7 protein-coding genes are annotated in these 12214 nt (G+C 64.2%); 5 read left to right on the top strand and 2 right to left on the bottom strand.

Features of this window, described 5'->3' with window-relative positions:
* The coding region (locus tag ACZO3G_RS06745; RefSeq protein WP_486846967.1) for a hybrid sensor histidine kinase/response regulator at positions 1–1224 on the top strand (1224 nt) is incomplete at its 5' end.
* Between the two features lie 69 nt (positions 1225–1293).
* Here the strand turns inward: ACZO3G_RS06745 and ACZO3G_RS06740 are convergent.
* Both ACZO3G_RS06740 and ACZO3G_RS06735 read right to left on the bottom strand, forming a co-directional pair.
* Complete coding sequence (locus ACZO3G_RS06740; RefSeq protein ID WP_101550331.1) at positions 1294–2175, bottom strand: hypothetical protein; 882 nt, start codon at positions 2173–2175, stop codon at positions 1294–1296.
* 136 nt (positions 2176–2311) lie between these two features.
* The gene (locus tag ACZO3G_RS06735) at positions 2312–6544 is read right to left on the bottom strand and encodes an InlB B-repeat-containing protein (RefSeq protein WP_276871537.1); all 4233 of its coding nucleotides are present in this window, start codon (positions 6542–6544) and stop codon (positions 2312–2314) included.
* A 230-nt stretch (positions 6545–6774) separates the two neighbouring features.
* Between ACZO3G_RS06735 and ACZO3G_RS06730 the strand changes: the two genes are divergently transcribed.
* The 4 genes from ACZO3G_RS06730 to ACZO3G_RS06715 all read left to right on the top strand — a co-directional run bounded on the left by ACZO3G_RS06730 (position 6775) and on the right by ACZO3G_RS06715 (position 12174).
* Positions 6775–8508, top strand: a complete 1734-nt coding sequence (locus tag ACZO3G_RS06730) for a sensor histidine kinase (protein WP_101550335.1) — start codon at positions 6775–6777, stop codon at positions 8506–8508.
* Between the two features lie 203 nt (positions 8509–8711).
* A complete protein-coding gene (locus ACZO3G_RS06725; RefSeq protein WP_101550338.1) occupies positions 8712–10217 on the top strand; it encodes a sugar ABC transporter ATP-binding protein in 1506 nt (501 codons plus the stop codon).
* Positions 10214–11173, top strand: a complete 960-nt coding sequence (locus tag ACZO3G_RS06720) for an ABC transporter permease (protein ID WP_101550340.1) — start codon at positions 10214–10216, stop codon at positions 11171–11173. The genes ACZO3G_RS06725 and ACZO3G_RS06720 overlap by 4 nt, the downstream gene beginning before the upstream one ends.
* Entirely contained in the window at positions 11173–12174 is a 1002-nt protein-coding gene (locus tag ACZO3G_RS06715) for an ABC transporter permease (RefSeq protein WP_276871536.1), read from the top strand. Before ACZO3G_RS06720 ends, ACZO3G_RS06715 begins: the two co-directional genes overlap by 1 nt.
* Positions 12175–12214 lie beyond the last annotated feature (40 nt).

Below are 12214 nucleotides of genomic sequence, written 5' to 3'. Positions count from 1 at the left end.
CGTCAGGCGGAGGACCAGGCGGCCAAGCGGGCGCTGGAGGAGGCGTACGAGGGCGCCCGGCGGGCGAACCACGCCAAGTCGGGGTTCCTCTCCCGGATGAGCCACGACATCCGCACGCCGATGAACGCCATCCTTGGCATGACCTCCATCGCGGAAAAGCAGCTGGGCGACCCGGACAAGCTCGCCGACTGCCTCGGGAAGATCCGCATATCGGGAAATCACCTGCTGGGACTCATCAACGAGGTTCTGGACATGTCCAAGATCGAGTCGGGCAACGTCAGCCTCAGCGAGAACACCTTCCTGGTCAGCGACACGCTGAACACCGTCATGCAGATCATCCGCTCCGACGCGGAAAGCAAGGAACAGCAGATCGTCCTGCGCTCCTACCTGCGCCATGACGCGGTCCACGGGGATTTCATGCGGGTCCAGCAGATCTTGCTGAACCTGCTGTCCAACGCGGTGAAATATACCGGGACGGGCGGCCATATCTCCCTGACGGCGGAGGAACGGGTGTCGGGCCGCAGCGGGGTCGGCTGCTTTGAATTCACCGTGGAGGACGACGGCATCGGTATGCCGCCAGAGTTCCTCGATAAGCTCTTCACCCCGTTCGAGCGGGCGAAGGACGCCCGCGTGAGCGGGGTCCAGGGGACGGGGCTGGGCCTTGCCATCACCCACAATCTGGTACAGATGATGAACGGAACCATCCGGGTGGAGAGCCAGCCGGACAAGGGCACCCGGTTCGTCGTGACCATCTTCCTCAAGCTGGCGGGGGAGGACGCGCGGGAGGCGGGATCCTGCGCCGGCTCTCCGGCGCGGCAGGGGGAGGCGTTCCCTCCCGGCACGCGGCTTCTTCTGGTGGAGGACAACGACCTCAACCGGGAGATCGCCCGGGAGCTTCTGGGCATGGCCGGGCTGGAGATCGCCTGCGCCGAAAACGGCAGGCAGGCGGTGGACCTCTTCGCCTCCCATCCGCCGGGCGCCTACGCCCTCATCCTGATGGACATCCAGATGCCCGTCATGGACGGCTACGAGGCCACGAAGGCGATCCGGAGGCTGGCCGGCGAGGGGAGGCCGGACGCCGCGGACATCCCCATCATCGCGCTCACGGCCAACGCCTTTGCCGACGACGTCTACCGCGCCCGGCAGGCGGGCATGAACGAACATGTGACCAAGCCGCTGGAGATCGACCGGCTGCTCGAGACCCTGCACCGCTGGATCGGCTGAACAGGCCGCCCGGTGGGTGAAAAAAGGGCCGCGTGAACTTTTGTTCACGCGGCCCTTTTGGGTTTGGGGTCAGAGCGTCTCCCGGTCGGAGAGGAGCAGCAGGCGCAAAAAGCTGCCGGTCAGATAGAGCGCAAAATCGGCCTCCGCGGCGTTCGCCGAGTCGTCGTGCTTGACGTGCTCGTTGTTGAATTTGGCGTAGTAGGCGAGCAGGGTCGTGTAGAGATTTCGCAGCTCGGCCGACAGCCCCCGGTCGGCCAGCTCGCTCCCGATCAGGGAGAACTGGTTTTCCAGCGACTTTTCGTTCTGGTAGCGCTGCTTGCAGAAGAGTTCGAGCGAGAGCCGCAGGCAGTCGATCGCCTTGCGGGTGCGGTCCCCGTGCAGCAGGAGTCTGAGGGCCTCCCGGTACTGCTCCCGCGCCTTCGGGTAGGCGTCCAGCCAGCCGAGCACGTCGAAGACGAGCGCCCGGTCGAGAAACGGCTCGGTCGCGGGATAGAAGGCGTAGCGGCCGCCTTCCAGCCGGCAGAGCGCCGCGCCGATTCCCGAGAGCTTGAGCGCCTCCGCAATTTTGAGGGCGAGGCGTTTTTTCTGCTTGTCGCCGCGTCCCGGGCTGTCCAGCAGGCGTTCGAGAATTTGCAGCCAGAGATAGAGGTCGGATTCCTCCCGCAGCTCAAACTCCGCCAGGAGGGTGCACAGGTTGGAATTCTGGAAGCCGAGGTGGAACGCCTCCTCCCGGTAGCCCTGCCCGAGCATGTCGCAGATATCCATGTAATCCGCCAGGTAGTCTTCGGAGTTCCCGTAATACTCGATCAGCGCGGTGATGCAGCGCATCTGGAACTTCTCATGGCCGTCCGTCCCGCCCGCGTCCGGAAAACGCAGCAGGAAGGATTCCCTGCGCTTCATCCGTTCGGAGTGCTCGCCGTCCGCCAAAACCTGCCGTACCTTTCCGCCCATGAAATACACCCGCCTTTTTGGAAGTTCCTGGTGCCCAAATCATACCATGCGGGGCCCGCGAATGCAAGCTCCGGCGCGCCGGGATGCGAAGAGGCCCCGCGGGAATTCCGCGGGGCCCCGGGCTTCAAAACGCCGGTTATTCGCTGAAGTGCCGGTAGAGGAAGTAGCCGCCCGTCCCGGCCCCGGCCGCGATGAGCGCGATCACCAGTACGACCGCCCAGGGGGCGAAGCCCTTGCCCGCGGGCTTTTCCTCCGGTTCGTCGACCTCGGGGACCGCCTCGGGGACCGGCTTGGCGGTGACCTGACGGTTGCCCTCTTCCTCCTCGTCGTCCGGTTTGCTCTCCTCCGGCTCCGGCTCGGAGACGGCGCCGCCCGTCGAGCCGCCGGTACTGCCGCCGTAGTTGACGGGGAGGGTCACCGGCGTGTAATCCTGCGTGCCGCCGCCGGTGACCGGGTTGACCTTGTACTGCTCCTCGTAGGCGTCGTCGTCCCAGTCGTATTCCATCTCGTAGCCGGTGTCGAGGTCGAGCTCGGTGTCGGAGATGATGTAGGTGCCGAGCTGACGGGTCCGGATGGTCCAGCCCTCGATGGCGTAGGCGTCGTCCGAGTAGGTGAACCGGTCGGTCACGTCCTCCAGGTCGCCGTATTTGTCCACCTGGTAGATGTAGACGTCGCGTGGGTCGGGATGGTAGTCGCTGTCCTCGTCCCACGGGATGCCCAGCGTCAGCCAGGCGCGGGAGGTGCTCGGGATTTCCGGGTTGCCGATGAAGTTGTAGAACCAGAGGTCCGCGTCCACCGGGTCGCCGTAATCGGTGTAGATATCGATGTCCGCCTTGGTGGAGAGGCGCGCGTAGAACGCCCTGGCGTTGTCGTCCGCGTGGTATTCCAGCGCGGCGCGGTCGTCGCCCCACACAAAGGTGTTGTACTCGTTGGATTCGGGGTCGATGTAGATGCGGTCGCCCACGTCCGCGTCCTCGTCCGAACCGCTCTTCTTGGTGTTCTCGATCCACATCGTCAGATCGAGGGTCGCGGTGTCGCCCGCCTGCCAGGGGCCGCCCTTCGAGGCGTCGAGCGTCTTGCGCGCCTTGAAGGTGATGGTTGCGCGGGCCTTTTTCTCCTCGGTGGCGGTCGAATCCTTGAGCACCACCTTGAGGTAGCTGCCGCGGACGCCGTCCTCCTTGAGCCGCTTTTCATCCACCTGGGTGATCGAGCTGATGAGGCTCTTGCCGTCCCCGTCCTTGTCGATCGAGAGGCGGAAGAGATCGTCGTCCGCGAGCTGGCTGGCCAGCGCGACGGGGGCGGGGGAGAGGCGGCTGTCGAGCGTCGTGGGCAGGTCGTAGCCGTTTTCCCCGAGCTTGATGTAGAAGGTCTGGCCGGGCGTGACGCCGTCCAGCACCAGCCTGCCCTCGCTGGCGATTGCGCGGATGTGGAAGGCGTCGCCGTCCTTGTCCTCGAGCGCCGCGCCCTCCTCGTCCTGCACGGCGATGGGTGCGTGGACCCTTCCGGCGCCGCTGGGCGTGGGCGGGACGGCCGAAACCGTACCGGACAGCGCGAGGTCCCCGTTCACGGAGATCGCCAGCGAGTCGCCCGAACGGAGCGGGGAACCGATGCCGTTGCCGTTATTCTTGACCTGGAGCTGGCTGCCCAGGCTCATGTCCCGTACAGAGAGCGTGACCGTGGGATCTTTGCCCAGCTCGGCGTAGACATAGCCGGCGCCCTTTTCCGAAAGGGCCGTGAAGGTGCTTCCCGTACCGTCGGAGTTCGGGTAGAAGGCGCCGCGCGCCGTGACGGTCGCGTTCGGGATATCGGCGAGCGTCACCTTCCGGTACTGCGCGAAGACGGGGGTGATCGCGGTGACCGGGTAATCCATCTTCACCTCCACGCCGTTACTGCTGAACTGGCTGTAGGCGGTGGTACCCGCTGCCGCGCCGCCCGCGACCGCGAGGCTTTTGAGGAAGTAGCCGGCCGGCGGGTCCACCTTGATCGTGACAGTGCTTCCAAGCGCGACCGTACTGCCGTTTGTGACCGCGCCGCCGCCCTCCTTGGCTGTGACGGTGATTGTCCCCTTGCCCGAAGCGGGCGCGGTCCAGGTGACCGCCGGGTTGCCCGGGTCGTCCTGGTAGGCGACGGAAAGCGCGGTGATATCGGCTTTCACATGCTCGACCGTGACCTTGTTTTCCCCGGCTTTGGGCGTGTAGTCCTTCGGGGCCGTCTCGCCGTTTCCGGTGACGGTGACCTTTTCAAGCAGGCGGCCGGCTGGCGGCGTCACCTCAATGGTGATTGTGCTGTCGTAGGCCACGTCGCCGCCGGGGGAGACGGGACTCCCGCCCGGGTTCACAACGATCGTGCCCGCGGAGGGGGCATCCCAGCTGATCTTGGGCCGGACCTCGTTCACGGTCGGGGTGATGGCGGTGACCGCCGCCCGGACGAAGGGAATTTTGAAGCTGCCGTCCGCGCCGGGGACGTAGTCCGCCGGAGCCGACCCACCCTCCTGCGCGACGGTGACCTTCTCGACGGATTTTCCGTCGGGGGCGGAGACGCCGACGGTCAGGTTGGTGTTGTAGGGGACGGTGAGATCGCCGCTTTTGTCGGCGGTCCCGTTTTCCGGTTTAACCTCGACGGTGACGCCGGTTTCCGGGGCGGGGTTCCATTTGACCTGCACGTCGGTCGAGACAAGCACGGCCTCCACCTTGAGGACGCCGCTGAGGATGTCCTCCGCTGTGACCGCGTAACCGAACGCGTTGTCGCCGCTCTTGGCGGCCGCCTTCCCGTTGACGGTGACCGACTGGACCGCCTTCCCGGCGTCCACGGGCGTGACGGTGAAGGTGAGGGCGTCGCCCTCGGTCACGGCGTCGGCGTTCTGGAGGGGCGCGCCGCCCCTGCCGACCGCGACCGAAGCGCCCGTGGCGGCGGAGGAATCCACCGCGACCGGCGCGGAGGCGGTATACGCGGACTCGATGACGATGCCTTTCAGATCGTCGGCCCGGACGGTGTAGCTGGCGGTGCTGCCGCTGACCGCCGCCGCGCCGCCGTTGACCGTGACGGATTTGAGCTGGTATTTTTCACTGGGCGCGGCGGTGATTGTGAGGGTGTCGCCCTCCTTGAGCGGGAGCGCGCCCGGAAAAGCCCCGGAGGCGAGCGTCGCCCCGTTTGCCGCGACCTGTGTGACCGCGCCGCCCGCGGCGGGCTGATTCACGGAAACCTGTACGGTGGGAATCCCGTTGGAGCCCTCGCCGCCATTGTCCGGCTTCGAGTTTTCACTGGGGTCGGAAGAGGGCTTCTCGGCAAAGACGGCCTCGGCGGACACCGCCCCGTTCACCGTGAGGGTATAGGGGGTTTCAGCAATCTGCACACCGCCGATCAGGAAGTGGCTGAAGGTGTGCGTTTCATCCGCCTGTGCGGTCAGAGTAACCCGCGTACCGGCCGTTACGGGGCCGGAGAGGGGCGCGCCCGTCTCGTCGGATGCCGCGGCGCTGCCGCCCGCGCCCGCCGTGACGGACACGGAATAGGTCTCGGGGGCCTTTTCCGGGAAGGTGGCTGAGACGGTCACGTCGCCGTGCACCTCCATCCCATGGGTGGCGCTTCCGACGTCCGTGCCGTTTATCAGGAGCGCGCCGAAGGTATGGCTGCCATCGGGCTCGGCGGCGATCGTGATCTTCGCGCCGTCCGCGACGAGTCCGGCGTCGTCGATGCCGCTCACCTGGATGCGGCCGCCGACGGGAGGTTCGACCGTCACCGAATGGGTGACCGGGTTGGCGGTGAAGAGGGCGGAAACGGCGGTGTCCTTCGTGACCGTGAAGGTGCAGGGGTTGGCGGTCACCTGCGCGCCGTCCACCAGGAAGTGGGAGAATTCATAGTTTTCATTCGCCGCGGCGGCGAGGGTGACGCTGCCGTTGGCCGCGGCCGTGCCGTTCGCGCCGAGCCCGGACGCGGAGATCGTGCCGCCCGGCGCCTGCCGGACGTCCACGGTGTAGGTCAGAATGTCAAAGCTCGCGTGGATCTGCAAGCCGTTGACGGCCTTGACCGTACCCATGCCGTTCGTGATGACGGGGGCGGGCGTGCCCACGGGCAGGCCGGTCACCGTCAGGGCGGCCAGCGTATGGGACGCGTCGGGCAGGGCGGAAAAGGCCACGTCTACACCCTCCGGCAGAGTGACCGTGTGGGGCAGGGGCAGGCCGTCGGGCCCCGTCGTGACGGCCTCCGCCGCGTTGTGTGGGGTGCCGTTGATCGTCAGGGTGCCGCCCTCCGCCACGCTGTAGGTGATCATGGCCTTAGGCGTCTCGTCCTCACCTTCGGCGGCGAGCGCCGCGAGGGAGAGATAGCTGCACGAAATCGCAAGCGCGAGCAGCATGGATAGGAGCCGTTTCATAAGCGTTCCTCCCGGTCAGGTTTTGGGGTTGTTGTCAATCCTTGCCTTCTGATTTAATAGTAGCGGATTTGCGGCCGTTTTGTCGCGCTCAATTGTGAACATTTTGTGAATTTTGGGCGATTTCACCAAATTCGGGTCGCGGATGGAAATTTGGGGGCGCGGATTGCGGAATTTTGAATTTCTGCTACAATAAGGAAAACGGAAAAATTGGAACTGCGGGTGGCGAGCGGATGAAACATCGGAAAACAGGATTTCTGCGCAGGCTGGTGCTGACCTATTCGGCCTTCCTGCTGGTATTCATGCTGGTGCTGGTGGGCGCGGCCTACCAGTATGTGGTCAGCGTGAGCGAAAAGACTGCCGCGATCAACCAGACGCAGCTGCTCGACAAGATGGTTTCGCAGGTGGACGCCTACCTCTCGGAGATGGACCAGATGGCTCAGCAGGTCAAATCGGATCCCCGCATCATCAACATCTTCAACCGCCTCCAGCAGGACGCCAGCCGGGAGAACTACTTCGATGTGAACATCATGGACAGCATCGACATCGCCAGCGTGCTGACCTCCCACAACGGCCCGAGCATGCCGATCTGGCGGATTAGCGTCTACAACCAGCATGGGGATTTCATCAGCGCGGGCGCGAGCGTCAACCCCGAGAGCCGGGTCTCCGAGACGCTCTATGAGACCGACGTGGGCGCGCAGATGCGCGAGCTGATCGACGGCCGGGCCGGGTATCTGCTGCTCCCGCCCCAGGAGGACCGCTGGTCGGGCACCTATAAGGCCCGGTACACCTCCCTGCTGCGGCCGATCACCAACTTCTACTCCAAGGAGGTCTACGGCATCGTTGAAATCCAGCAGGGGGTCGACCAGCTCGAGAGCTATCTCGCGCTCGACGTGCTGACCGACACGGTCGTCTTCCTCTTCGACGGGGAGGGCAACCAGATCCTCCCGGCCGGCCGGGCGTACAGCGATCTGGACGAGCGGGACTACTACGTGACCGCCAAGCTGTCCGACCAGTACGGCTGGCGGGTCGCGCTCGCGCAGGACCGGCGCTCGATGATGCAGCCCTACCGCTCGATGACCGTCTACCTCTTTATCGGCAGCCTTGTGACGATCATACTGCTCATTCTGGCGGTCTACCTCATCTCCAAGCGGATTTCCGCGCCGCTCATCCGGTTGAGCGACGAGGTGCGCAAGATCTCGATCGATTCCATCCAGGCCGACCTCGTCCCCGACGAGAGCATCGACGAGGTGCGGGAGCTCAACGCCGCCTTCCAGTCGATGCTTAAAAAGATGAACGATTCGGTCGCCTGTGAGCAGAAGGCCTACCTGCTCGCGCTCCAGTCGCAGATGAACCCGCATTTCCTCTACAACTCCCTCTCGACGATCAGCAGCATGGCGATCGAGGCGGGGGAGGACCGCATCGCCGACACCTGCGAGCGGATCTCCCAGATGCTGCGCTACAGCAGCTCCTACAGCAGCGGCGGCGCGACGCTCGGCAGCGAGATCGAAAACGTCCGCAACTACCTCGAGCTGATGAAGCTGCGCTATGAGGAGTATTTCGACTACGACCTCTCGCTCGACGAGCGGCTCGAGGGGATGGCGATCCCTCGGCTGATCATCCAGCCGATCGTGGAGAACTGTTTCGAGCACGCCTTCAAGCAGGTGGAGCCCCCCTGGCGGGTGAGCATCACCTCGCGCATCGAGGGGGATCGCTGGTGTATCTCAGTGGCGGACAACGGCTCGGGCTTTGCCGACGGGGAGATCGACGAGCTCGAGCGCAAGGTCGCCCAGTACAGCGAGGATCTGCCCGCAAACTACAGCGAGCTCAAAATCGGCGGACTCGGGCTGGTGAACACGATCATCCGCCTCAAGCTGTCGGCGGGGGAGAGCGTCGGATACCGCATCGCGCGCAATTTCCCGCAGGGCACGACCGTGACGCTCAGCGGCAGGTGGAGCGCGAAGTGACGGCGCGGACTGTCTTTCCATAACGGACAAAAGTCCCGGTTTCCGGTAAACGGAAACCGGGCCTTTTTGTGTTGTTTTGTGTATCCAAACAGTTCTGAATTGTTCATTTACTAATAAACTGGTGAACATTACAATAAAAACAGAAACAGGTGGAGCAGATTGCAGGAATAGCCGCCAGACAGAAAAGCGAGGTGCGAAAACAATTGGCTATCATCGAGATACGCAATATCAGCAAGTCGTTTCCCGGCGTCAAGGCGCTGTCGGACGTGAGCCTCTCGATCGAAGAGGGGGAGGTCCACGCGATCGTCGGTGAAAACGGCGCGGGGAAATCCACGCTGATGAAGATTCTCGGCGGGATGTACCAGGCGGACAGCGGAGAGATTTTCATCCGCGGCGAGAAACAGGAGATCCATTCGATCCAGGACGCGATGAAGGCGGGGGTCAGCGTCATCTACCAGGAGCTGAACCTCATGCCGGAGCTCACCGTCGCGGAGAACATCTTCGCGTCCGGCCTGCCGGTGCACGGCGTGGTGCTGGACATCCGGACGATGAACGCGCGGGCGCAGGAGCTGATCGACAGCATGAACCTGTCCCTCAAACCGACCGACATGGTCGGGATGCTCAGCGTCTCCCAGCAGCAGATGGTCGAGATCGCCAAGGCGATCTCCCACGAATCGGACATCATCATTATGGACGAACCGACCGGCGCGCTCAACAACCAGGAGGTCGACGTCCTCTACGCCCTCATCCGGCGGCTCAAGGAGAGTGGGAAAACGATCCTCTACATCTCCCACCGCCTCAAGGAGATTTTCGATCTGACCGACCGGGTCTCGATCCTGCGGGACGGCCAGTACGTCGCCACCAAAAGGACCGAAGAGCTCACCCACAACGACCTGGTCAAGCTGATGGTCGGCCGCGAGGTGGACCAGTACTACAAATCCTCCGGGCACGCGCTCGGGGAGACGGTGCTCGAGGTCAAAAACCTCACCCGCGCCGGGATGTTCGAGGACGTGAGCTTCAGCGTGCGCAGCGGCGAGCTGCTCGGCGTGGCGGGACTCATGGGCTGCGGGCGGGAGGAGATCGTCAAGGCGATCTACGGCCTCATCCGTCCGGACGGCGGCACGGTGACCCTCGGCGGGCGGCAGCTCCAGATGAAGGGGCCGCTGCAGGCGATCCGGGACGGCATCGGGTTCGTCACCGAGGACCGCAAGAGCGCGGGCATCTTCGCGCTGATGACGGTGCGGGAAAACCTCACGATGAACATCCTGCGGTCGATCTCCCGCTTCGGGCTCATCAGCGACGCGAAGGAGCAGGAGCTGCTTGAAAATTACAAGAAGCGCATGAACATGAAGTTTTCCTCCCCGGCGCAGCGGATCGTCAACCTCTCGGGCGGCAACCAGCAGAAGTTCCTCTTGGCGCGCGCGCTGGCGAGCGACTGCAAGGTGCTGATCATGCTCGAGCCGACGCGCGGCATCGACGTCGGCGCGAAGGCGGAGATCTACGAGCTGCTCGAGGAGCTTGCAAAGTCGGGACTGGCGATCATCGTGGTCTCCTCCGAGCTTCCGGAGATCATCAGCATCTGCCACCGCACGTTGGTCGTCTTCCAGGGCCGGATCACCGGCAACCTCTCAAAGACGGAGATGGACGAGGTCACGATCATGGAGTGCGCGACCGGAACCTCGGAAAGATTGGACGGTGACAGCATATGAACGACAGGACGAAAAGATTTTGGGCGTGGTGGGACCGTTTCGGCATCCTCGCGATCCTGCTGGCCGTGGGGCTGGTCTTCCTCGCCCTCAACCCGAGGATCGTATCGGTATCCAACCTGACCACCGTGCTCTCCCGCTCGGCCACGACGGGCATCGCGGCGGCGGGCATGACCTTCGCCATCTGCGCGGGCGGCTTCGACCTCTCGGTCGGCTCGATCCTCTCGCTGGTCACCTGCGTGGTGGCCATGAACATCGCCAACATCGGCATGTGGCCGAGCATCCTGCTGGCGCTGCTCGTCGGCGTGCTCTGCGGCGTGGTAAACGGCCTCATCATCACGAAATTACATATCCAGACCTTCGTGGCCACGCTGGCCACCCAGCTCGCCTTCAAGGGCGCGGCGCTCGTCTACAGCAACGGCAAGCGGGTGCTCATGTCGAAAAACAAGGAGATCAAGATCTTCTCCACCTCCAGCATCTTTGGCATCCCCGTGCAGGTGATCCTGGTGGTCGCGGTCTTTGTGATCGCCTACCTCGTCTACCGCCACACCCGCTTCGGCGTCAAGACCCGCGCGATCGGCTCCAATGAGGCGGCCGCCCGCGCGAGCGGCATCAACGTCGACCGCACCCTCATCGCGGTCTTCGTCGTCACCGGACTGACCGCGGCCTGCGCGGGCGTGCTCCAGTCGTCGCGGCTCGCCACCGGCAGCGCGATCATCGGGGACGGGTTCGAGCTCGACGCCATCACCTCGGTCATCCTCGGCGGCACGGCGCTCTCAGGCGGCAAGGGGAACATCTGGGGCTCCTTCATCGGGGCGCTGCTCCTCTCGCTCATCCGCAGCGGGCTGAACATCCTGGGCGTCGACGAGGCGTTCCAGAAGCTCGCGATCGCGGTCGTGCTGCTCTTCGCGCTGTCGATCAGCGGAATCAAAATCATTACCCAGGAGGCGGCGAAGTGATGAAAAAGAAATTACAGATCAATTTCGGCGAACTGGGTATCCTCTACGCGCTGCTGATCTTCTGGCTGATCCTCATCGTGTTCAGCCCCAACTTCCGGAACATCTCGGCCTTCCAGAACATCGTCCGCGAGGCCTCCTTCACCGGGATCTGCGGCGTGGGCATGACCTTCGTCATCATCAGCGGCGACCTCGACCTGTCGGTCGCCTCGCAGGTGGCGCTCTGCTCCTGCGTGCTGACCCTGCTGCTCCCGAAGATGGGAGTCTTTCCGTCGGTCATCCTCATCCTGCTGCTCGGCGCGGTGCTCGGGACCTTCAACGGCGTGCTCATCGCGAAGATGAAGATTCCCGCGTTCATCGCGACACTCGCCATGATGTTCGGCTACCGCGCGCTCGCGCAGATCGTGAACGCCACGCCGGTCGTCGTCGAGAACAAGCTCTTCAAGCTGATGTCGACCAGCTACCTGGCGGGCATCCCGGTACCCTTCATCGTCATGATCATCTGCGGCGTGATCGGGACCGTCATCCTGCGCAAGACCGCGCTCGGCCGCCACACGCTGGCGATCGGCAACTCCCACGAGGCGGCGCGCATCGCGGGCATCAGCATCCCCAGAACGCAGATCCTCATCTACCTGATGGTCGGCCTCTTCACGGCGGCCGCCTCGATCATGATCACCTCCTACCTCGGCTCCTCCAACTACGGCATGAAGGACGGGTTCGAGTTCACCGTCATCTCGGCGGTCGTGCTGGGCGGCACGGCGCTCGTCGGCGGCAAGGGGAGCATCTTCACCACCGCGGTCGCCGCCATCTTCCTGGCGACCATCAAAAGCGGAATGGACGCCTTCCAGATCCAGAGCTATATGCAGCGCATCATCGAGGGCGTCATCCTGATATTCGCATTTTCCATCAACGGCATCCGCGCCTATGTCAACGACTTTCTGGTCAAGTCCCGCTCCCGCAGGGAACTGGACGAACGGCGGCGCGGAAGCGCGGCGGGCGCCTGAAGCCGCGCAGTTCACCAAGAAGGAGGGATGCGTGCCCGGC

The sequence above is a fragment of the Anaerotruncus sp. genome (assembly GCF_057433415.1).
This window is presented reverse-complemented; position numbering and strand designations above follow the sequence as displayed.